The sequence below is a fragment of the Oceanobacter antarcticus genome, from assembly GCF_044962685.1.
Lineage (GTDB): Bacteria > Pseudomonadota > Gammaproteobacteria > Pseudomonadales > Oceanobacteraceae > Oceanobacter > Oceanobacter antarcticus.
The window spans coordinates 118,255-140,080 of record NZ_JBBKTX010000002.1 but is presented as its reverse complement, the minus strand read 5'-3'; the positions used below and the strand labels follow the sequence as shown (position 1 = coordinate 140,080).

Here is a 21,826-nt window from a genome sequence, read left to right as displayed (position 1 = left end):
TAATTTATTCAGGTCAACCGGATTACACACAATGGCAGTCCAATGGTTCCCAGGGCATATGAATAAGGCCCGCAAGAAGATCAGTGAAGCCATGCCGGATATCGATCTGGTGATTGAGGTGATGGATGCGCGCCTGCCGTTTTCCAGTACCAACCCCATGGTCGATGAACTGCGCCGCAATAAACCCGTTATCAAGCTGCTGAACAAACAGGATCTGGCCGACCCCAAAATCACCCAGGCCTGGGTCGAGTACTTCAGCCAGCAAACCAACACCCAGGCATTACCCCTGGTCGCCGAAGACAAATCACAACTGAAACGACTGCTGACCCTGTGCCAGAAGATGGGCAGCGTTCGTACTGATCGTAAACAGGCCATGCGGCTGATGGTGATGGGCATTCCCAATGTGGGTAAATCAACCCTGATCAATGGTTTGGCTGGACGCTATATCGCCCGCACCGGCAATGAGCCAGCGGTGACCAAGTCCAATCAGCTGATCGACCTGAAAAACGGCATGGTGTTATCCGACACGCCGGGGATTCTCTGGCCCAAGTTTGAAAATGAGCACAGCGGTTATCGCCTGGCGGCCAGTGGTGCCGTCAAGGACACGGCAATCGAGTATCAAGACATCGCCAGCCACACGCTGGCTTTTTTGCTGGTGCAATACCCTGACCTGCTGATACAGCGCTACAAACTCAAGGAAAAGCCGGCATCGGCGGCAGAGGCACTGGCAAGTATCGGTCGCAAACGGGGATGCTTGCGACCAGGCGGAGTCATTGATTTACACAAGGCTGCGGAACTGGTGCTGCACGAGTTGCGCTCTGGCAAACTTGGCCGTATTTCTCTCGAAACACCGGATATGATTGCCGCAGAGCTGGCCGAGATTGAAGCACGCCAACTTGAAGAACAAGCCCGATTGGAAGAACAACGACGCTTGTTGGAACAACGCCATCGGCGACCGCGAGAACCCGGCTCTGACGCCTCGGAAAATCCATAACCCGGCAGACTCTGCCGGGCTGGGGCGTCATTGTTGGTTACTGTTCCTGGCTAACACACTTGGTTAAAAATGGTTGAGCGGTAACTTGAGATAAGCGATCCCGTTATCCTCGGCTTCAGGCAACGCCCCGGCGCGGATATTGACCTGCAACGAAGGCAGGATCAGTCTAGGCATCTCCAGACCGCGATCTCTCTCGGTGCGCAAGGCAACAAACTCTTCCCGGCTAATACTGTCCCGAACGTGGATATTCTGATGCCGCTGCTCGGCAACCATCACCGAACTGATCAATTCCCGCCCGGCTGGTGGATAATCGTGACACAAATACAGCTGCGCCTCGTCGCCCAGTGCAAACAGTTTCTGTATTGAGTCATAGAGGGTATTGGCATCGCCACCGGGAAAGTCACATCGCGCAGTACCAGTATCCGGCGCAAACAAAGTGTCGCCAATAAACGCCAACTGATCATCCACCACATAACTGACACACGCCGGGGTATGACCAGGGGTAGCCAAAACCCGAATCTGATGATTGCCCAGGATCAGGCTGTCGCCTTCTGCGACCAGCACATCAAACTGGTGGCCGTCTGCGACAAACGATTGCGGCTCATTAAACACTTCCCTGAAGATCCCCTGCACTTTCTTGATCGGTTGCCCAATCACAATATCCGCGCCGAACTTGCGGCGCAGATAGTCAGCCGCTGTCAGGTGGTCAGCGTGCGCATGGGTTTCCAGCACATACACCAGACGGCTGTCTTGCTGCGCCAATTGCCCAAGAATGGCGTCAATGAACCCGGTGCTGGTGCGCCCGGATTTCTGATCAAAATCCAGCACCGGATCGACAATCAGCGACAGGTGATGCTCTGTGTCTTCCAGCCAATGGGTGTAAGTGGATGTATCCTGATGATAAAAACTCTGGATTCGCATGTCAGCCTCCGTATTCTTGAACTCAAAAACAACTATATTAGAATATTCTTATTTAGCAATACTTGATATACACTGTCACTGGTTCCTTCCAGCAGCCTGATGAGATTGCGGTTATGTCACCCTCTTCTTTCGACACCCAACGCCAGCCCGCCGTGCGTCTGCTCAAGGCCCTCGCCAACGAACACCGGTTAGCCATACTCTGCCTGCTCAGAAGTGGAGAAATATCCGTTACCGAACTGGGCCGTCAGCTTCCACTCAGTCAATCTGCGCTGTCGCAGCACCTCGCCTGGCTACGGGGAGAGCATCTGGTAGCCAGCCGCAGAGAAGCACAATGCGTATTCTACTGCCTCGTCGATGACAAGGCTGTGCGTGTTATCCGGCTGCTGAATGAATTGTACGGAGACGATACCCCTCATGTTTAATACCCTGCGTAATTATCAGCGCGAGTGGCTGTCTGCCGACCTGGCAGCGGGCCTGGTTGTAGCGATTCTGCTGGTTCCCCAAGGTATTGCCTACGCCTTTCTGGCTGGCCTGCCGCCCCAGGCGGGACTGTATGCCGCGCTGTTACCCTTGTTTATTTATGCCATGCTCGGCACCAGCCCCAGCCTTGCTGTTGGCCCTGCTGCCATCGTGTCATTAATGACGCTGGAGTCCCTGCAACAACTGGCTACCCCTGGCAGTGCCGAATTCAGCCAGCTGGCGGCGGCCTTGGCAGTATTGACCGGGCTGTTTCTGCTGCTCTTTTATTTGATCGGTCTAGGCCGCTGGACAACGTTTATCAGCCATTCCGTCATTTCTGGTTTCTCCAGCGCTGCCGCTATTGTCATTATTATTAACCAGAGTAAATCACTGACCGGCATGTCAGTACCCCGGCAGGAAAGCCTGGCCGATACCTTGTGGTACGTACTGCAACATCTGGAACAAGCGTTACCGGCAGTCATGCTGCTGTCTGCTGCGGCGATTCTGCTACTCAAGGCATGGCCGAGTTTATGCCGCATGCTGATTACCCATCGCTGGAAAATGATGAGCGAATTATTGGGCCGAAGCGGCCCACTGGTCTTGATTGTGCTAGGAATTACGCTGGTGCCAGCGCTGAATTTACCCGCCGAAATTGTTGGTGATATTCCCTCTGGGTTACCTCAGCTGGCACTTCCACACCTGAACAGTGAGCAATGGCAATCCCTGCTCCCTTCCGCGTTGCTGATCGCACTGATTGGTTATCTGGAAAGCCTGTCCGTAGCAACCGCGATGGCCAGGCGGGCGAAAACCTCTGGACTGAACCCTAATCGTGAATTGCTGGCGTTGGGCATTGCCAACCTCGGTGCGGCGGTTTCGCAAGCCTATCCGGTTGCTGGCGGATTTGGCCGCAGTATGGTTAACCAAGCGGCCGGAGCACGCAGTCAACTGGCAGGTCTGTTCACTCTGGCAGGCATCATTCTGGTACTGGTCGTTGCCACCAGCTGGTTCACCGTCCTGCCCAAGGCATTACTCGGCGCCATTATTGTGGTGGCGGTCATTCCACTGATCAATTTTCAGGATGGCCTGCACGCCTGGCGCTTCCAGAAAAGCGATGGACTGGTATGGCTGGTCACTTTTATGGCGGTATTGGCAAGCAATGCCGAATTGGGTATTTCACTCGGTATTTTGCTGTCCTTAGTCCTGTACCTGCGCCGTTCCAGTGAACCGCATATCGCCGAAATCGGTCGTTATAAAAACAGTGATCATTTCCGCAACGTCCAACGTCACCAAGTCAGCACCTCACCTCAAGTACTGATGATCCGGGTCGACGAAAACCTCTATTTCGCCAATACCCATTATTTGAACGAGTATATTATTCATCGCCTTGAACAGGCTGACGGTATCCGCCACGTGGTCTTGGTCGGCAGTGCGATCAACCATATCGACTTTAATGGCTACGAAGGATTGCTGGAATTACACCAGCAGTTACAACAACTCAATATTCTACTGCACATGGCTGAATTCAAGGGGCCTGTCATGGACAGACTGGAAAGCACCGACTGGCTGGAGCGCATCAAGCCAGGGCAGGTCTTTTTTACCGCCAGTGACGCCCTCAGAGAACTGGGTCATGTCTGACCGTCACCCCTTCTGCTGCCCCGACCATTCCTGCACCGGACAAAACCCGCAGAACCAGGCAACGCCTCAGTCCTTGCCCTCAAAACGGGTGGATTCCGAACGCCCGACCTATGCAGTATCCGGCCATCGCTCAGGCCCTCGTTTTCGGCTTCGATACCGTGAAAGTAGTCATCCTCAAGGTGGCTGTGTCTTCTGCCCACCGGCACCAAACGTGTAAGCCACCCACAGAATATGCTCTTTTAAACGCATTCCTTAACTTTTGCGCTGAAATGTTTATCATCCCAGCAAACTTTTTTGGTGGCTATTCCCATGCTTATCCTGACCGCTGTCATTGGCATCACAGTTATAACCTTTCTTTCTCTCTACGCCTGGCACCTGACCCATAAGGTCAGACAGGTCGAGGCAGAACAACAGGCGCAAGCTGCCGCCGCAGAACAGCAGCTGCGCCGCCATCAGCAAAGTCTGGTTCAGGATGTACGTTTTTTGGCCCGGGCGATCCTGAGTGATCAATGTGATATCACCGAAGGGGTATTACGACTGCATCACATTATCAGCGGTCTTGATCCATTAGTCTGGCAACATGACAAATTAACTGTTTTACGCACCTTCCATGAGCAAGTCGCCGAGATGCCTATCCTTGATGCCTATAAAAAACTCGCACCCAAACAGCAGTTTGCTATCGACACGCGGCGCATTCATCTGGAAGAGGAATACAAGGCTTCTATTGAACACGCATTGGGATGGCTGGTCGAATGCACGTTTCCGGATCTTGTCCTGCTACACTAGCAGGCTGTTGATTTTTGTTTTCGAGACAGTCAATGCAAGGCAAAAACCGGCGAAAAGAGGGAGTTTATACGAGATAAATGACCGATTTGAGCCTGTTTTTAACAACGCAGTGGCCACGCAGATAGAAAATCAACAACCTGCTAGAACACCAAGTGTCTACGACAACAGTACCAGGACAGTCATCCCGCAAAGCCAGCTAAGAGGTTCCAACAATCCGCTAAGGAGTCTGTATGACTTTTCGCACCACACTAATGGCCCCGCTTGTGTTTGCCTGTCTGCCCGCCCTGGCGGACTGGCAGGTTAATAATGATTCGATCGTCGCCTTCCAGACCACCAAGAACATTAACAAGGTTGAAAGTCACCAGTTCAAACACGTTTATGGTTCCGTCAACAGCAGCGGCGCTGCCATGATCACTATCGATCTGACCAGCGTTGAAACCGGTATCGAGATCCGCAACAGCCGGATGAAATCCATGCTGTTTGATACCGATAAGTTTGCGACTGCCATGCTTCAGGCCATGATTCCCGACTCCGTTATGACCTCACTGGAGCAAGGCCAGCCCACTCGCTTTACTCTGTCTGGCTCACTGTCGTTACATGGCAAGCGCGTCCCGGTCAGTACAGAAGTATTGGCCACCCCGGCTGCCGATGATTCCATGGTCGTCAGCAGCCTGGCCCCCATTCTTGTTAATGCCGCTGATTTTGGGCTTGAAGGCGGTATCGAGGCGCTACGAAACGTCGCCAGCCTAGCATCCATCAGTCAAGTTGTACCAGTGGAATTCACCCTGATACTGAATCCAGAGTAATCCGGCTCGTCAGATCCAGCGCGCACAACGTCCCGATTGCGCGCGCTGTCCCGTCCATCAGGTAACGGCTCATCACCCAAACACGCAGCCACATCGGATGAAATTTGTTAAACTGCCCGTCACTCTGTTTAAATCTCGCCTGGTAACTGTCTTTGATTCTGGTTTTTGACTCCGGTGTTGGTGGCCTTAGTATCGTCAGGGAAATACATCAATTACGTCCCGATCTGACAGTCCACTATCTAATGGATACAGCCGCCTTTCCTTATGGTACTCACGAGGATCTGGCCCTGACCCGACGGATTGTATGCTTGTGTCAGCAAGCAGTTCGTGCGCTGCCGGTAAAACTGCTGGTTATTGCTTGCAACACTGCCAGTACACTGGCACTGGACTCACTCCGCCAGGTACTGGATATTCCTGTCGTGGGCGTCGTTCCCGCTATCAAAACGGCCGCAGAACAATCAGCGAACGGCGTTATCGGACTGTTGGCAACGCCGGCGACTATTGGTCGCTCTTATACCGATCAACTGGTGAAGGACTTTGCCGGGCATTGTGAAGTAAGAAGGCTAGGTAGCCGGCCACTGGTTGAGTGGGCCGAAACCCTGATCCGCTCACCCGACAGCATTCACGACGTAATGGCAGAACGCATCAGACAGCACCTGTCTCCCTGGGTGGAACAATCGCCTTGCCCCAGCCACATTGTGCTGGGTTGCACCCATTTTCCACTGCTACGGCCATATTTGACCTTACTCTGGCCGTCGATCAGCTGGGTAGACTCCGGCGCGGCGATTGCTCGCAGGGTAAACCACTTACTGGGAGCGGCACTGCAGACCGACACCAAAGCAGCTATCGGTCATCTCTATTTGTATCAAACCCATGGGGTCGCAGATGCAACACACCTGAACCAGTTTTGGTCTGCTGGTCACCCGCCAGAGAGTATCAATTCGGACTGGATCGCACTGGATTTGCCGAAAATTACTGGCAATACAGCAAACACAACTTATACAAAAAACTATCTTGTATAAGTATTTATTCATTGAGTATAGTGCTCAGGTATTTCGGAAATCTGGATAAAACATGTCAAAACTCGAAATCCTTTACAGTGAGGTTCTGACCGAACTGGGGGAAGACATCACCCGTGAAGGCTTGCTGGATACACCCAAGCGTGCCGCCAAAGCCATGCAGTTCCTGACCAGTGGCTATGACGCCAATCTCGAAGAGGTCGTCAATGGTGCCGTTTTTACCAGTGACAATGACGAGATGGTCGCGGTGCAGGGCATCGAGTTTTACTCTTTGTGTGAACATCATGTGCTGCCCTTTATCGGGCGTTGCCATATTGGTTATCTGCCCAACGGCAAGGTGCTCGGGTTATCAAAATTTGCCCGCATCGTCGACCTGTTTGCTCGCCGCCTGCAAATCCAGGAAAACATGACCAAGCAAATCGCTGAAGCCATCGAAGAAGTCACCGGTTGTCGAGGTGTGGGGGTCATCATGGAAGCGCAGCATATGTGCATGATGATGCGAGGGGTGCAAAAACAGAACTCCATGATGCGCACTTCCGTTATGAAAGGTGACTTCCGCAACAATGCCGCCACCCGCAGCGAGTTTATGCGTCTGGTTGGAATGTAATCCTGCATCACCCATCACATGACCGGCAGTAGCCACCCCACATATCAATAATGTGGCAGGTCTTATAACAAATCCTGACAAACTTCTGAGCAAGTCTGAACTCGCCGTACATGGCCGTAATGCTCACGCAGAATGAGCACAGACTTGTCAGGAGATACGCCAGACAACTGACAGATAGGCTCAGCCAGCAACAAGATGATTGGTGTGTACTTTTTACAGCCGCAGGAAAACAATCATATTTATTATCAGAAAAATCTCGAAAAACACGTCATTGCTACTGTACGAAACACATCCCCCCGGATGCCACCATCCATCTTATATTCTACTTGTCACCTAAGGTAACAATCGGAAACAAAGCCATTGTAAAAAAAATTGTAATTGCGATTAATCATCACAGAGCGTAGATTCAGATGTGAGAAAGGAGAAAACAATAAACAATGAGAGGTAATGGAATATGAAAAATCACCTAGTGGCAATTGCCATACTGCCTTTTCTTTCAGCAACCTGTCTGGCCGAAAACACCCCGGTTACCTCATTAGATGGCAACCATATCCTGCAACTGGAAAACTCATCATCACGTGATTATTTTTATATCACGGATGCGTATACCAGCTCTATTTATAATGACCAGTCCAGCGCCGGTATACAGCGCCTGGAACTGACGGTTAAATCAGATCTTATCAGTGGCCGAGGAGTGGGAATATCTCTTTATGACGCCATCACAATAGCCACTGAGTGGGAACATTTGGAAAAACTGGAAAGTCGACTGAATGCCTTGGTAAAAATGCTGGATACCCGCCTTCAGCAAGGCGATTCAATTGTGATCGAATATACGCCAGGGCGCGGCTCTGAAGTTATTGTCAAAAATGAATATATGGGTATTATTCAAGGTCGTGACTGGTTCAATGCCTTGGCCCTGGCATCCATAACAACAAAGGCTCCCCTGGACACCCAGATGCTGCAAGCACGAACTCCTCAACCCGACTCCAGCATAGCGGCAACCGTTTTGTAGGCTTATCATCAACCGATTTGATGCTTGTTCCTTAAGGGTAATTCCCATTCATCTGAGCATTAAAAAAGCGGCAATAGCCGCTTTTTTAAAAAACCACATAATTACTGCGGTCAGAATTTATAGCCAGCAGTCACTAATATGACCAGAGGATCAACCTCTACGTCCAGAGCATCATTAAGTTTGGAATCAATATCAATTTTGTATAAAGCAATATTCGCTAACCAGCTAGCATCTATATCATAGTTAACGCCCAAAGAATAAGCCAAACCGGTGCTCTTATCCAAGTGCTTTGCCGCCATATCTTCATCAAAGAAGAATGTGTGGTTCAAACCCAGACCAACATAGGGCTGAAGTGCTGATTCCGGAGATAACGGGTAATACTGGACAGAAATCGTCGGTGGCAACTGTTTGGTTGTCGCAACCTTGTTGCCATTGGAAGTGACTTCGTGTTCAAAAGGAGTCGCCGCCAACAGTTCCACACCGACCTGCGGGGTCGCCATATAGGTCAGAGTCAGACCCAGCTGAGTGTCATCCTCAATCTGATAGTTAGTACCTTCAATGGGATCATCCTTAGGTTTGACCTGAACCAGACCCGCCTTGACGATAATGTCACCTGCTTCATAAGCCATGGCCGGGATAGCAGATACCGCAACAACAGTGGCCAGCAAAGTTTTGATCAGTTTCATTTTGCACTCCTTGATTCCGTGCGCTTGATAGATGAGTGCAGAGTACCTACCTTCTGGTGCACAATTTTGATGCAAATCAAGCATTCAACGCCCCAAAAAAAAGACATTTAACAAACTTGTGGCAGGTCAAGTTGGGCCAGTCACCCTGATTTGTCGATGCCGGTATGGCACGCTTCTTTCATCGCCAGACAACAAAAAAACGTTAGCTGGGCTACAGTTGGGTAATCCCTGATACTATTACCAACCGCTCCTGCTGGCTGGCCGGTTTCAGCTTGGCGCTGGTGCGGAGGCTTTGTCCCATTACGTTGAACAGCATCAAAAAAGTGCCAAATCGGTCTGCAAAACCCATCAGGACGTGGCCCTGCTGAAAATACTGACAAGGGGTTCCCACCAATGACTGCTTGTAATGGCGGCTTGTACTGGCAATTTGGCTCGACCAGGAAATTTTTATACCAACGACCGACAAGCAAATCGCTATTTGACCCAGACCTGGAAACTGGCCAAATAGCTATCGGTACTCCCAGAGCATTATTCTGAGCAACATCTGGAGAAAATCATGGAGTTGACATTTGATTGAGCAATTTTCTGCGGCATTTGGCACGCGGATAGGAAGACAACTGCTCTCATATCTGCTGCTGGCAAATTTCCTGATTGCCATGCTTTCCTATGGCTGGATACTGATTGACGACTATCAGCGAGGCACCCAGCGACTGCAAAACAATTTGGTAAAGCTGGAAGCCAGCTATGAAAACAGCCTCGCAATCAGCCTCTGGAATTTTGATGCCGAACAGTTGCGCACTCAACTTGAAGGGATGCTCAATTTTGACGGCGTTGAGTACATTGCCATCGACAGCGCTGACTTCGGCTACATAGAAACGGGGCTCAAACCCGGCGAAATCGATATCCGCCACCAGTTTGAAGTCTATTATGAAGAGAAGGGGAATCAGACTTTTCTTGCAACTCTGACCATTCTCGGCAGTTATGAGCAGCTGCGCCAACAACTCGAAACCCGTGCGTTTAACATGTTATTGGTACAGTTGTGCCAAACCATCGCCATCTCACTGATTTTGCTGTTATTGATCCATCATCTGATTACCCGTCATATACGCTCACTGTCAGACTGGGCCAGAACCTTTTCGATTCAAACCCCCGACCACCCTGTTGCACTTCAGCATCGTTCCCGCGTTGCTCCGGAAAAACGGGATGAGCTGGATGCCCTTGCCTTTGCCATCGAACAAATGCGCCAATCATTACTCAGTGACATGCAGTTGCGTGATCAGGCCAGAATCGAGCTGGAAGATACTCATAATCATCTCAATATGGCAATTGAAAACACAACAATGGGCTTCTGCCGTTATCTGGTTCGAGAAGACCGGATGGAAACCAACCGCAATTTTTGTTATCAGTTACGCACAGACCAGGAAGCGCTGAACCGTATCGACAATCCGTTGCATGCAATATTGGAACGCTTGAACTCTGATACTGGTGTTGAACAGCGAGAGCGCGTTTACCAGCTGCTGCAAGGACGTATCAAACGAGTGCAGGGCAAGTTTTCATTACTCAAGTTCAACGGCCAGGAAGGTGTGTTTGATATCAGTTTCCAGGCTATCCGCTTTCACAATAATCGCCCGGAAGAAGTACTGATTTGCAGTGTTGACCATACCGCTGAATATTATGCCCGCAAACAGCTGCAAGAATTGAATCTTCGAATGGAAACGGCATTACGCCAGCAACAGGACGAATTCCAGCATCTGGGCCTAGTGCAAAGCAGCGATCTCGATCGTTTGCGGCGAGAGTGTGACCACCTGCGCCACCAGATGGCCAACCGACAACGTCCTTCACTGTTGTCACTGGTCACCCCTTCGCTTGAAACTGCCGCGAAGGCTGCAGAACCGACCCTCGCGGCGCCACTAAATGTGACCATTCACGCGTTTAATGTGCTCACAGGCCCAGCGAAGCAATCTGTCGACCTGGTGCAATTTATCCAACGCTACCTGACTCGGGCGAAATCAACGGCTGCTCTGACGACACCACTATCTCTGATTATTGATGTCAAACTGGCATTGATTGAATTTCTGCTTGAACATTTACTGATAAAACCATCCAGAAAAAGTGATGCCACACCAGCACTCGCACTCGCACTGCACAATCAGACGCTGAGCATGACCGTTGCGTTGCGCGCTGGAACCCAACCGCCACCGCACGCACCCTGGCCTCTACTCTTGCAAGGAATCTGCGAAGAAATTGTCGATATGGAGATCAACGGCCATATTCTCTGGACCGATGATTCATCCTGCTTCACCGCCACCATCAAGTTAAATCTGGAAGATCTCTAGCGATGCGCGTTTTCCACACCCTACATTGCAGCACTCATGCCTAGCCGTGCTCCCTGGGAAGTCTTGCGTCTTCTCAATCGGGCACACCCGATCGGCAACCCAGCCCTGGCCACTCCGGTGTCGACCTTATTATCAGGCTCACTACAACAGCTGCTTGAACACGTTGATATAGCCGCGATGAGCACACAGCATGGAGATCAGCTGGAGCCAGCCGATCAGGAAATGCTCTTCCAGATTCTTCAGGCCAGTATTGACGGACTGGAAATGGCGTCCTGGTGGATGCGCTATACCCGGCTGTCAATACCATGGCTCGACATCAAAATGGCAGCAACAGCAAGCACCCTCAATCTTACGATCAGCATTGCTCCAGAGCTTTCGGATGAACTACCAGCCAGAGTCAAAAACGACCTGCATCAATACATGTTGGGGTATATCAACGCCCGGCTGCTCAGAGGCATGATCAACCTTGGCCTGGTTGATAGCCAGCTGACCTCCCTGAATACGCTCCGCCAGACTCTGACACTGACCTTGCCTTCCTCTGACCAACGTCCGTCAACGATTCCGTCAATAAAGGCGCGCCGTCAATGCCTGCAACGCCTGTCCAACCAGCCTGCCAGCAACGACGATACCGGAGTTCAGGTCTGGCAATGGTTACAAAGAGAATCTGGCGCGCCTGGCATCGAAGCCTGTGCCAAAGCATTACAGATCAGCAGCCGCACCCTCAATCGCAAACTCGCCAACCTGGGCACACGTTATCAGTCATTACAGGAATTGCACCGCAGCTCGCTGGCACTTCAGGGTATCGAGCAAACAGATCTGCCACTGCGATTACTGGCACAACAACTGGGTTATGATAACCCGGCAAACTTTGGCCGTGCCTGCCGACGCTGGTTCGGTCAATCCCCCAGAGCATTACGCCAAGCACTGCAGTCTGGCCCCAAACATGAACTTCACCGGTAATTTTTGGTCTCACTGAGCCATCAATACAACGATAAGGTGGCCCGCATGCACACGCCCATTCATACGCTGGCGGATTTGTTTCGCCAGCTTGGCTTACCGCACAGCAAAACGGAAATCAGTACTTTTATTGATCGCCACAAACCTATTGGCCAACATTCCCAGCTTTCAGAATTGTCCTTTTTTACAACGTCGCAACAGCAGTTCCTGCGCGAATCACTCAACGAGGATGCCGACTGGTCGGAAGTGATCGATACCCTGGATACGCTACTGCGACAAGAACCTGATATTCGCCCCTCGTAAAGTCAATCAAGCGGTCTGCAAGCCGGAGATAGAGGTATTTTGGTAATAAATTCGGTTGCTGCCAGTCGCTGCAAACCGTACATTCCACTTCCCGGTTTTCAGATAAGAGGTAGCTGTGGCCTATCCACATTTTATTGCTGTTGACGCCAGCTCCTACGAGGAAGAAGCGCACCCCATTGCCATTGCCTGGTCAATGGCGGATGGCTTGATCAAGACAACACTCATCCAACCCGATGATGGCTGGAATGACTGGGACTATGCTCTCGAAGATATACATGGCATCAGTCAAGATACCCTCTATCAGCGCGGGGAAACTACCTGGGCAATTGTGCGTGAGCTTGAGAATGACCTGGAACAAACCTGGTTAATGACCGATGATCCCGAGCGCATCGAACCTCTGCTGACCAAAATCTATGAGGCTTGCAATCGCGAACTCAGCATCGAACTCGGCAACCATAGTGAAGAAATCACCGACCAACCAGCACTGGCAGAAGCCACAGACCAGCTGTTTCATCACCAACTGACCTGCGATGAACGCGTACTGATCATGCTACAGCTGTGGGCCAAACAGCATGGACTCACTGACAAACTACCCGAACAGGATCTGGAGCAGGACTGACCAGGGCAGCCCAGCACCTGTCCAGACGAACAACTTGCGACTACGGCACGCAGCGTGCGTGAGAGGGACAAGGATCATCCTCTGTATGACCGATCAGACTTTCATGAACTTGCCGGGAAGCTGCTTCGCCGCCAAGCCCGGCATGACTGATCGTATCCAGCCCTTGCGCCCGCAACGTCTGCGCAACCTGTACCATCGCCTTGAGTGCAGGTTTCACCTCTTCCCAACGACGGGTTTTCAAGCCGCAATCCGGGTTCACCCAAAGGTTGCGTAGCGGCACAACGGCAGCCGCTGCTCTCAATATCGAAGCCATCGCCTCAGTATCCGGTACATTCGGGCTGTGAATATCATAAACACCTGGGCCAATACCATTGTGATAAGGCCGACTGGCCAGGCCGTCCAGCAATTTACTCGCTGAACGCGCGGTCTCCAGCGTAATAACATCGGCATCCATAGCTTCGATCGCTGGCAGAATATCGTCAAAATCGGCGTAACACATGTGCGTGTGAATCTGGGTCTCAGCAGCAACAGCAGTGGTTGCATAACGGAAGCTATTGACGGCCCAGGCCAGATAATCCGCCCGTGCGGCCTGCTTTAATGGTAATGCCTCACGTAATGCCGGTTCATCCACCTGGATCATGCCGATTCCAGCAGCTTCCAGCTCGGCAATTTCGACTCTCAGGGCAGCCGCAAGCTGATAGGCGGTTTGAGACCAGGGTTGGTCATCACGAACAAACGCCCATTTCAGCAAGGTCACTGGACCGGTCAACATTCCTTTCACCGGACGCTCACTCAGGCTGGCCGCATAACGACTCCATTCCACCGTCATGGGTTGCAGTCGCTCAATATCCCCAAAAATCAGCGGCGGTTTGACACAACGGGAGCCATAACTTTGCACCCAGCCATGGCTCGATACAGCAATACCCTCCAGCAACTCACCAAAATATTCCACCATGTCGTTACGTTCGGCTTCGCCATGCACCAGCACGTCCAGGCCGATGTCCTCCTGAACTCGGATGCAGTGTTCTATTTCCGTCAGCAAGCCCTGATGATAGACCGATGGGTTGATATCGCCCTGGCGAAACCGTTGGCGCAACTGACGAATCTCAGCCGTTTGAGGAAATGAGCCAATCGTTGTTGTCGGCAATAACGGCAACTGCCAGCGCGCTTGCTGGCACTCAGCTCGCTGCTCATACGGCAGGCTACGTTGCCACTGCTGGCTGGCCGCCGTTTGTGCCACCAACTTGACCGCAGGTTTGTGAACCATGAGCGACTCGTGGCGATCAGTAATACAGTCTGCTTGCTGCTGCCAGGCCTGGCAGTTTAATGTCGCTGCGGTGTTGAGCCCGTCACGTAATAAACTGCCCTCTTCCAGTTTTTGCTGTGCAAATGCCAACCAGGGTAATACCGCCGGAGTCATACGCCCGTCCGTTGCGGCTTCATTATCAACATCATAGGGTACATGCAGTAACGAACAGGAGGTCGAAACCCAGAGACGATCGCCAAGTTGTTCAGCGACCGGCTTCAACAAGCGGTAACAGGCATCCAGATCCGTACGCCAGATATTGCGCCCCGAGATAGCGCCAACAGACAGCACCTTGTAAGGCCCCAGCTTATCCACCAGCGCGCCAAGATCATCGGTTCCTGCCACCTGATCGATATGAAGCCCCTGCACCGGTAACGCCAGCGCCACAGACTGATTACGTTCCAGACTGCCAAAATAACTGGCCAGAAGGATATTCAGACCGCCAAAACGCAGGCTGTGATAAGCCGGTTCAAATGCTTGCTGCCAGTCATCTGGCAGATCCAGCGCCAGTACAGGCTCATCCAGCTGCACCCAGTCGATACCTTGTTCTTTCAACAAACAGAACAGCTCACTGTAAATCGGTAAAAGTCGTGGCAACAGGCTCAATCGATCAACACCCTCTGCACTTTTAGCCAGAAAGAGATACGTCATCGGACCAAGAATGACCGGTTTAACCTGATCAGTCAGCGCCTGGGCGGCGCGGATCTCATCCAGCAACCACTCAGGCTGCAACTGGAAGGTATCGTCAGCGCGACACTCAGGCACCAGATAATGGTAATTGGTATCAAACCATTTGGTCATTTCCGCAGCGTGGCAGGGTGTTCCTGACGGTGCCCGTCCCCTGGCCGTCAGAAACATCTGATCAATCCGATTATCCGTGGTTTTTACCCGTTCTGGTAAATGTCCCAGCAGTACCGACGTATTCAGTACGTGATCGTAGAGAGCAAAATCCCCGACCGTGAGCCAATCAACGCCAGCGGCAAGCTGACGTTGCCAATTGGACTCACGGATGCGGGTTGCTATCGACAGCAACTCTGGCTGACTGACGTCACCAGCCCAATAACCTTCCAATCCACGTTTAAGCTGGCGTTGTTCACCAATACGAGGGAAACCAGGAATATGAAACTTCGTCATGTTTTTTCTCTGAATCATGAAATTAATACTGATTCTGGCAGGATTTATTTATGAGAAAAAACGAAATAAATTGAACTTATATTGAGAAATATTAATTCAGAGCAACAATGAACAAACCAATAGTACTTCTGCAAGACTATCCAGTCACCTTGTCCCCCGGATAACGTGTGATCCAATCACGGCCACCGTCCGTTACATCGACACCCGCTCGGTTGCAGCCGCAGCAGAACCTCCTGCGAGACACAAATCGGCAGGATGTGCCTTGCGAATAGTCAGCAGCACATGGCCAAGCGTCAATCCCCATTTACTCATACGGGTTTCGTTGACGATGGTTTTCTCGTTCACCAGAAACATCCAGTCATCCATCCGCAGCGTGATCTGATCGTCATCCGCACCGTAGTTCAACAGGTAGTTCATATGCAAACTGTTACCAGCAAAGGTCATGCGAGCTGGCTCCACCACGTCATTAGCCGTCGCCATATAGGCTCCATCACGATCTGGCACGAGGGTCCAGATGCGTTTTTCATAATCCCCCAGATGCCGATCAGCAAACTGAAAAACTTCATCCAGGGTACCGATGCCCGCTGAATCCCAACTGGCCAAGATGCGGGCATTAAAATGGCGGGTCACCCTGCCGCGATAATCTTTTACGATACCATCCGCGCATAGCCGCCCATTAAAAAATGTCTTGGGTATCAATGTCGGCGTGTTGGCAACGTACTCCTGAACGGTGATGCTGCTGCACCCGAGAAGCCCCACAGAGGCAGTGGTAAGAACAACCATAAAAATAACCGGTTTCATAAAACACTCCCTTAAAGCGCTGCTGTCATTCGGTGATTGATACACCACAATCAAGACCAAAAAACCTATACAGTATTATACAACAACAAAATCAGGAATCTGCAAAGCCGTCTGCAAAAGGGGAAAGCCGCTACAATGAAACTCAGTCGTTCTGGCGGGTACGCTTGATAAAATGCGCCTGGCAATCAGGAGAAACCAGCGAATAGATACTGTACTTCTTTTCGCCAGTCTGAATATAACTGGCAACTTCTTTTTGCCGACTGGGCCAGTGGCGCTTCAACACCAGCGCGGGGTGAAAAACGACAGCGGCCTTGAATAACTTCTTTGCCAAGGTGTCACTGGCGACCACGGCATCACGATCGTTGCATTCGAGTTCAGCGTGCGCAACACCAACCGCAATGATCATCACCATACCAAGACAGAAAGAACGAACAAGCCACATAACAGCAACCACTGTACAGTCATCAGAAAGTTGCTTTACAGCCTAGCAGGTTATAGTAAGTGATGGCTTTCACAGCGAATGGGTATGAGTGCAGACAGCCAGAGCCAGGCAAAATTCACAGTGCAGGTACAGAGCAGAGGATGGGTACACAAGAAGGTGGCAGCAAGTCGGTTGGGCTAATTTAACCGCCTTACTGCCATTTTTTAACGCCACGCTAACCACGACAGTTCCACTTTATGCCGGGGGACACGCGCCCCCGACAATGTTCCAGCACTTACCGATCAATACGCAGTGAAACCCGACGTTCCTGCTCCTTCAAGCCTTCCATGGTTCCCACCAGCAGCGACAACAGTAATGCCACTACCACCACAGCAATCAAGACTGCCAATACGCCGGGGTCAAGCGTCGCCTTGTACTGCAAAAGCGACAGGCTATCCGCAGGGGAATGGCTATAGTTCATATGCATTGCCGCCATACCGGTATAGTGCATGCCACATACAGCAACTCCCATCACCATGGCACTGAGTATTCTCAGCATCAGCGTATGGACATTAAATGCCAACCATAACGCACAGATCGAAGCACCCACCGCAATCAGGATGGACGCCCCGACCAGAGCCGGGTCGTAAATCATTTCACCCGGCATCACCATCGCTTCCATTCCCGTGTAGTGCATGGAAGCCACACCAAGCCCGGTGATAAGACCGGCACTCAATAACCGCATCAGGCTATCCGGGTTACGCCCTACAACATACAAGCCCAATCCGACAACCACGACGGCCAACACCAATGATGCCAGTGTCATTCCCAGGTCGTAACCAAAATCAACCGGAGTATCAAATGCCAGCATGCCGACAAAATGCATCGCCCATACACCACCCCCACCCAAGGCAAAAGCCGATCCAACCACCCAGAACCACAGATTTTCCGGGCGCGATGTGGCCATACCTTTGGCAAGTTTCAGGGCGGTATACGAACCCAGTACAGAAATACAGTACGAAAGTGCGACCAGCGCCAAATTGTACTCAGAAGCCATAGCCACCTCACAGTTCAGAAAGCGTCAGAATCGGATAACCGTTCCACTTTCTGAGTAAAAAAACACGACGAAAAAACCGCCAAATCAAATGCCAGACATCATTTCGAAAAACTCTGACGCAACTATTGTATAGGTTTTATATAATATTAAATAGAAACCGTACATTAAAAATGTAGCACGACTTGTCAGAAACACCTCAAAATATATATAAAATCTGATATACATCAATAAATTCAACAAGCCATGTATCGACAAAATCAAGAAATAGCGCTAGGAGTTTAAAAAATCGTGGTCATTTCATACAATTAAGAACCAAAAAGTCATAAAAAAACCATTTTTAATGATAAAAATCAAAAAAACGATGCAATACATGTACAAAAAATAGGGGTTTTAATGCTTACCAAAATTACAAGATAGGGGGAGAGGTGGGGAGAATCCCCTGGTAATAAAAGAGGGATGAAGCGTGAAGACTACCGTCTGATCAAAAAACCAGCGGCAGTCAGATCAAATCGAACGGCTACAGAGAAGCAGCCAGCACACTGGCCTGTCGAATGGCTCGTTTGGCGTCCAGTTCACCGGCAAATTCAGCCCCTCCCACCAGATGAATACCGGTTACACCGTCTGTCATCAGCGCTTTTAGATCGTGGTAAAGCCGATTCACGGACTCCTGCCCGGTACACACCACAATGTGATCGACTTCCAGCAGACGCTCTTCGGTCTCATCTCCACGTACGATACGGATATGCAAGCCCTGATCATCGATACGGTCGTATTGTACCCCTGCGATCATTTCGACCTGCTTCATCTTCATGGTGGCACGATGCACCCAACCGGTGGTTTTATTCAGCCCTTTACCCAGAGCCGACGCTTTTCGCTGCAGCAGATACACCTTGCGGGGCGAGGCGTCCACGATCGGAGCAACTAATCCGCCCCGTGTCTGACTGGTGACATCCACACCCCACTCAACACGCCAGTGCTTCGCATTCAGTGTGGTGGATTGCCCTTCCTGAGTAAGATACTCGGCAACATCGAAGCCAATACCACCAGCACCCATAATGGCTACTCTTGAACCCAGCGCCAGTGGTTCACTCAACAATTGTTGATAAGTAATTACCTTGGCATTGTCCAGCCCTGCCACCTGCGGGATACGCGGCTCAACACCAGTGGCGATCACCACGTCATCAAAGCCGGACTGGCTCAAGCTGTCTGCCTCCACTCGCGTCGACAAGCGCAGGTCGATCCCCAGCTTCTGAATCATGGCCTGGTAATAGCGAATGGTTTCGCGAAACTCTTCCTTCCCCGGAATACGGGATGCCAGATTAAACTGGCCACCGATAAAATCCCGCCCCTCAAACAGAGAGACCTGGTGGCCACGCTGGGCAGCCACAACAGCGCAGGCCAGCCCGGCAGGACCCGCTCCCACCACTGCAACCCGTTTCGGCTGCGTGGTCGGTTGCCATACCAGCTCGGTTTCATGACAAGCACGCGGGTTCACCAGGCAGCTGGCGCGTTTGTTTTCAAAGGTATGGTCAAGACAAGCCTGATTACAGGCAATACAGGTGTTGATCTCGTCTTCGCGACCTTGTTCGGCTTTCAGCACCCATTCCGGGTCTGCCAGAAACGGGCGCGCCATGGCAACCATGTCCGCCTGGCCTTGAGCCAGAATGGCTTCTGCGGTTTCGGGCATATTAATGCGGTTGGAGGCGATAACAGGAATCGATACCGCCTGTTTCACTTGCGCCGTCGCCGCCACAAAAGCTCCCCGAGGCACCGAGGTCACAATAGTCGGCACTCGAGCTTCGTGCCAACCGATGCCGGTGTTCAACAGAGTAACACCGGCTTTTTCCAGCTCATGTGCCAACTCGATGATCTCCTCGGCGGTAGAACCACCATCAACCAGATCCAGCATCGAAAGACGAAACATCACAATAAAATGCTCACCGGCTCGAGCACGAATCTCGCGGATCACTTCAATAGCAAACCGCATTCGATTGCGATAGCTGCCACCCCATTCGTCGGTGCGCTGGTTGGTACGTGTATTCAGCATCTGGGTAATAAAATACCCTTCCGAGCCCATAACCTCGACGCCGTCATAACCGGCTTTTTGCGCCAGTCTTGCCGCACGACCAAAATGCTTGATGGTGGTACGAATCTGCCCGGCAGTCAGCTCCCGTGGCTTGAATGGCGTAATCGGCGACTGAATCGCACTAGGCGCGACGTTTAAGGGCGTATAGCCATAACGGCCAGCATGCAGGATTTGCATCAGGATCTTGCCATCATGACGGTGCACCGCGTCCGTTACCTTGCGATGAAACGGCACTTGCCATGAACTGATCAGCTTGGAACCAAATGGCAACAGGTCGCCGACCCGATTCGGTGCAAAACCACCGGTCACGATCAAGCCTACCCCGCCTTTGGCCCGCTCCTCAAAATAAGCCGCCAGTTCATTAAAGTGCCAGGGACGGTCTTCCAAACCGGTATGCATGGAGCCCATCACCACCCGGTTTTTGAGTTGCGTAAAACCAAGATCAAGGGGCTGGAACAGATGGGTATAGCGGCTCATGGGTGCATGCTCTGATTATTATCGTTACGCCCAGTGTAGTGCGTACTGGCGGCCAAACAATAACCATACAGAGCAAATAAAAAACCCAACGGAACATTGGCCGCGTTTTTATCGCCATTATCCCAGCGTCCGGCCTACATCAGCAAGATCCATACACCGCCAGCAAAAAAGCATATCGACGTAACATAACGCACACGATCCAGCGGAGTCCGCTGTAGCAATGCCTGGCCAAACCAGATCACCGGCACATTCGCAATCAACATCCCAAGCGTCGTACCGAGCGTCACCAGCATGGGCTGTTGCCACTCTGCAGCCAGTAAGACCGTCGCAACCTGGGTTTTATCACCCAGCTCAGCCAGTGAGAACAGCACCAGAGTGGCAAAAAACGCACCGAACGCCAGAAACCGGGATTCGCCGCCATCGTCCTTGTCCGGAATCAGCACCCATAACCCCATCGCCATAAAACTGCCAGCCAATAGCCAATCAATCCAGCCATCACTCAGCCATAGCTCAAGGCGATCACCGAGCCACACTCCGAACCAGGCAGACAGGCCGTGATTGACCAGCGTCGCCAACACAATCGCCAGCACAATCGCCCATCTATTACGGAATTTGAGCGTCAGAAACAACGTCAGCAGCTGGGTTTTATCACCCATTTCAGCCAGCGTGACCGCAACAGCAGAAGAAAAAAAAGCGGAAGAGAACAGCGAGTCAGGAGAATCCATCATTTATCGTTACCGGGCGGCAGACACCAAAGACGAATGCTGGCAGCCACCCATGGAACCAGTATTCGTCTCAGGTCTTGTCCAATACCAAGGTATTTCCTGCACCATGAGCATGAGGCCCAAGTGTGTTGACACAGGATACGAACGTTGTTTTTACAACATAAAAAGAACCAACGCTCGTCAGACTACTCCCCCAAGAGAGGGCTGCAATCTAGCGCTGAACGCACGGCTTGTCAAAACTTTAAGCCGCCGCTCCAAGCAACTTAGAGCCATCGGCAAGATAACGATTCAAACATACTGCGATGACTCAGTGACTGGTACGGGATGCACGCTGACGGGCATCGACTGAACGTTCCGGTTCAGGCAAGGAGGCAACAACAGCGTCAATACAGCCCAGAACTTGTAATACCGCCAACAGATTGGACAAGCTGACGCTATCGGTTCCTGCTTCCAGACGCTTGATTGTCGAGCGGCTAACACCCGCCTCACGAGCCAACTGCTCCTGGCTAAGATTCGCCACCAGCCGCGCAGCTCGTACCCGCAAACCGACTTCAGCCAACAGCCCTGGCACACTCAATTCTTGATAGCTCATAACAAGGCTCACTATTTTTATAGCCGTGGTGTTTGGGTTCACTGTCCCCCTGAATAGCCGGTCAATACAGAGTTCAACGTCAAGCAA

Annotated in this window: 21 protein-coding genes; 12 read left to right on the top strand and 9 right to left on the bottom strand. The window is 51.4% G+C overall.

Features of this window, described 5'->3' with window-relative positions; genetic code table 11:
• Positions 1-31 precede the first annotated feature (31 nt).
• The gene (gene ylqF / locus WG929_RS02245) at positions 32-994 is read left to right on the top strand and encodes a ribosome biogenesis GTPase YlqF (RefSeq protein WP_416204717.1); all 963 of its coding nucleotides are present in this window, start codon (positions 32-34) and stop codon (positions 992-994) included.
• Between the two features lie 63 nt (positions 995-1,057).
• On the opposite strand, the gene WG929_RS02240 is transcribed toward ylqF, so the two are convergent.
• Positions 1,058-1,915, bottom strand: a complete 858-nt coding sequence (locus WG929_RS02240; protein ID WP_416204716.1) for an MBL fold metallo-hydrolase — start codon at positions 1,913-1,915, stop codon at positions 1,058-1,060.
• Positions 1,916-2,028: 113 nt separating this feature from the next.
• On the opposite strand from WG929_RS02240, the gene WG929_RS02235 reads away from it, so the two are divergent.
• From WG929_RS02235 to WG929_RS02205, 7 genes are all read left to right on the top strand, one after another.
• Positions 2,029-2,337, top strand: a complete 309-nt coding sequence (locus tag WG929_RS02235; RefSeq protein ID WP_416204715.1) for an ArsR/SmtB family transcription factor — start codon at positions 2,029-2,031, stop codon at positions 2,335-2,337.
• Entirely contained in the window at positions 2,330-4,009 is a 1,680-nt protein-coding gene (locus WG929_RS02230; RefSeq protein WP_416204714.1) for a SulP family inorganic anion transporter, read from the top strand. The genes WG929_RS02235 and WG929_RS02230 overlap by 8 nt, the downstream gene beginning before the upstream one ends.
• A gap of 309 nt (positions 4,010-4,318) precedes the next feature.
• The gene (locus WG929_RS02225; protein WP_416204713.1) at positions 4,319-4,795 is read left to right on the top strand and encodes a DUF2489 domain-containing protein; all 477 of its coding nucleotides are present in this window, start codon (positions 4,319-4,321) and stop codon (positions 4,793-4,795) included.
• A 230-nt stretch (positions 4,796-5,025) separates the two neighbouring features.
• Positions 5,026-5,601, top strand: coding sequence for a YceI family protein (locus tag WG929_RS02220; RefSeq protein WP_416204712.1), 576 nt, complete (start codon positions 5,026-5,028; stop codon positions 5,599-5,601).
• A gap of 152 nt (positions 5,602-5,753) precedes the next feature.
• On the top strand, positions 5,754-6,623 hold the full coding sequence (gene murI, locus WG929_RS02215; RefSeq protein ID WP_416204711.1) for a glutamate racemase: 870 nt from the start codon (positions 5,754-5,756) through the stop codon (positions 6,621-6,623).
• A gap of 52 nt (positions 6,624-6,675) precedes the next feature.
• A complete protein-coding gene (gene folE, locus WG929_RS02210) occupies positions 6,676-7,227 on the top strand; it encodes a GTP cyclohydrolase I FolE (protein WP_416204710.1) in 552 nt (183 codons plus the stop codon).
• A gap of 454 nt (positions 7,228-7,681) precedes the next feature.
• Entirely contained in the window at positions 7,682-8,239 is a 558-nt protein-coding gene (locus WG929_RS02205; protein ID WP_416204709.1) for a chalcone isomerase family protein, read from the top strand.
• A gap of 110 nt (positions 8,240-8,349) precedes the next feature.
• Here the strand turns inward: WG929_RS02205 and WG929_RS02200 are convergent, their stop codons facing one another.
• On the bottom strand, positions 8,350-8,925 hold the full coding sequence (locus WG929_RS02200; protein WP_416204708.1) for an OmpW/AlkL family protein: 576 nt from the start codon (positions 8,923-8,925) through the stop codon (positions 8,350-8,352).
• Between the two features lie 569 nt (positions 8,926-9,494).
• On the opposite strand from WG929_RS02200, the gene WG929_RS02195 reads away from it, so the two are divergent.
• From WG929_RS02195 to WG929_RS02180, 4 genes are all read left to right on the top strand, one after another.
• Positions 9,495-11,261 carry a hypothetical protein gene (locus tag WG929_RS02195; protein WP_416204707.1) on the top strand — a complete coding sequence of 589 codons (1,767 nt, stop codon included), beginning with the start codon at positions 9,495-9,497 and terminating at the stop codon, positions 11,259-11,261.
• 36 nt (positions 11,262-11,297) lie between these two features.
• Complete coding sequence (locus tag WG929_RS02190; protein ID WP_416204706.1) at positions 11,298-12,221, top strand: helix-turn-helix domain-containing protein; 924 nt, start codon at positions 11,298-11,300, stop codon at positions 12,219-12,221.
• A 45-nt stretch (positions 12,222-12,266) separates the two neighbouring features.
• Entirely contained in the window at positions 12,267-12,521 is a 255-nt protein-coding gene (locus tag WG929_RS02185) for a DUF2789 family protein (RefSeq protein WP_416204705.1), read from the top strand.
• Between the two features lie 115 nt (positions 12,522-12,636).
• On the top strand, positions 12,637-13,140 hold the full coding sequence (locus WG929_RS02180) for a hypothetical protein (RefSeq protein WP_369857556.1): 504 nt from the start codon (positions 12,637-12,639) through the stop codon (positions 13,138-13,140).
• Positions 13,141-13,180: 40 nt separating this feature from the next.
• Here WG929_RS02180 and metE read toward each other — a convergent pair whose 3' ends face one another.
• From metE to WG929_RS02145, 7 genes are all read right to left on the bottom strand, one after another.
• Positions 13,181-15,580, bottom strand: a complete 2,400-nt coding sequence (gene metE / locus WG929_RS02175; protein WP_416204704.1) for a 5-methyltetrahydropteroyltriglutamate--homocysteine S-methyltransferase — start codon at positions 15,578-15,580, stop codon at positions 13,181-13,183.
• 192 nt (positions 15,581-15,772) lie between these two features.
• Entirely contained in the window at positions 15,773-16,381 is a 609-nt protein-coding gene (locus WG929_RS02170; RefSeq protein WP_369857554.1) for a DUF3833 domain-containing protein, read from the bottom strand.
• A 142-nt stretch (positions 16,382-16,523) separates the two neighbouring features.
• Entirely contained in the window at positions 16,524-16,823 is a 300-nt protein-coding gene (locus WG929_RS02165) for a hypothetical protein (RefSeq protein WP_416204703.1), read from the bottom strand.
• Positions 16,824-17,097: 274 nt separating this feature from the next.
• Positions 17,098-17,859: an MHYT domain-containing protein gene (locus WG929_RS02160; RefSeq protein ID WP_416204702.1), complete on the bottom strand. Its 762-nt coding sequence runs from the start codon at positions 17,857-17,859 to the stop codon at positions 17,098-17,100.
• Between the two features lie 517 nt (positions 17,860-18,376).
• Positions 18,377-20,422, bottom strand: a complete 2,046-nt coding sequence (locus tag WG929_RS02155; RefSeq protein ID WP_416204701.1) for an oxidoreductase — start codon at positions 20,420-20,422, stop codon at positions 18,377-18,379.
• Positions 20,423-20,556: 134 nt separating this feature from the next.
• Positions 20,557-21,150 (bottom strand): TMEM165/GDT1 family protein, encoded by a 594-nt coding sequence (locus tag WG929_RS02150; protein ID WP_416204700.1) that lies wholly within the window; start codon positions 21,148-21,150, stop codon positions 20,557-20,559.
• A 304-nt stretch (positions 21,151-21,454) separates the two neighbouring features.
• Entirely contained in the window at positions 21,455-21,739 is a 285-nt protein-coding gene (locus WG929_RS02145; RefSeq protein WP_416204699.1) for a helix-turn-helix transcriptional regulator, read from the bottom strand.
• Positions 21,740-21,826 lie beyond the last annotated feature (87 nt).

Coding starts and splice junctions, on each gene's coding strand:
- ylqF (WP_416204717.1), top strand. CDS start 32: ATGGCAGTCCAATGGTTCCCAGGGCATATGAATAAGGCCCGCAAGAAG.
- WG929_RS02240 (WP_416204716.1), bottom strand. CDS start 1,915: ATGCGAATCCAGAGTTTTTATCATCAGGATACATCCACTTACACCCAT.
- WG929_RS02235 (WP_416204715.1), top strand. CDS start 2,029: ATGTCACCCTCTTCTTTCGACACCCAACGCCAGCCCGCCGTGCGTCTG.
- WG929_RS02230 (WP_416204714.1), top strand. CDS start 2,330: ATGTTTAATACCCTGCGTAATTATCAGCGCGAGTGGCTGTCTGCCGAC.
- WG929_RS02225 (WP_416204713.1), top strand. CDS start 4,319: ATGCTTATCCTGACCGCTGTCATTGGCATCACAGTTATAACCTTTCTT.
- WG929_RS02220 (WP_416204712.1), top strand. CDS start 5,026: ATGACTTTTCGCACCACACTAATGGCCCCGCTTGTGTTTGCCTGTCTG.
- folE (WP_416204710.1), top strand. CDS start 6,676: ATGTCAAAACTCGAAATCCTTTACAGTGAGGTTCTGACCGAACTGGGG.
- WG929_RS02205 (WP_416204709.1), top strand. CDS start 7,682: ATGAAAAATCACCTAGTGGCAATTGCCATACTGCCTTTTCTTTCAGCA.
- WG929_RS02200 (WP_416204708.1), bottom strand. CDS start 8,925: ATGAAACTGATCAAAACTTTGCTGGCCACTGTTGTTGCGGTATCTGCT.
- WG929_RS02190 (WP_416204706.1), top strand. CDS start 11,298: ATGCCTAGCCGTGCTCCCTGGGAAGTCTTGCGTCTTCTCAATCGGGCA.
- WG929_RS02185 (WP_416204705.1), top strand. CDS start 12,267: ATGCACACGCCCATTCATACGCTGGCGGATTTGTTTCGCCAGCTTGGC.
- metE (WP_416204704.1), bottom strand. CDS start 15,580: ATGACGAAGTTTCATATTCCTGGTTTCCCTCGTATTGGTGAACAACGC.
- WG929_RS02170 (WP_369857554.1), bottom strand. CDS start 16,381: ATGAAACCGGTTATTTTTATGGTTGTTCTTACCACTGCCTCTGTGGGG.
- WG929_RS02165 (WP_416204703.1), bottom strand. CDS start 16,823: ATGTGGCTTGTTCGTTCTTTCTGTCTTGGTATGGTGATGATCATTGCG.
- WG929_RS02160 (WP_416204702.1), bottom strand. CDS start 17,859: ATGGCTTCTGAGTACAATTTGGCGCTGGTCGCACTTTCGTACTGTATT.
- WG929_RS02155 (WP_416204701.1), bottom strand. CDS start 20,422: ATGAGCCGCTATACCCATCTGTTCCAGCCCCTTGATCTTGGTTTTACG.
- WG929_RS02150 (WP_416204700.1), bottom strand. CDS start 21,150: ATGATGGATTCTCCTGACTCGCTGTTCTCTTCCGCTTTTTTTTCTTCT.
- WG929_RS02145 (WP_416204699.1), bottom strand. CDS start 21,739: ATGAGCTATCAAGAATTGAGTGTGCCAGGGCTGTTGGCTGAAGTCGGT.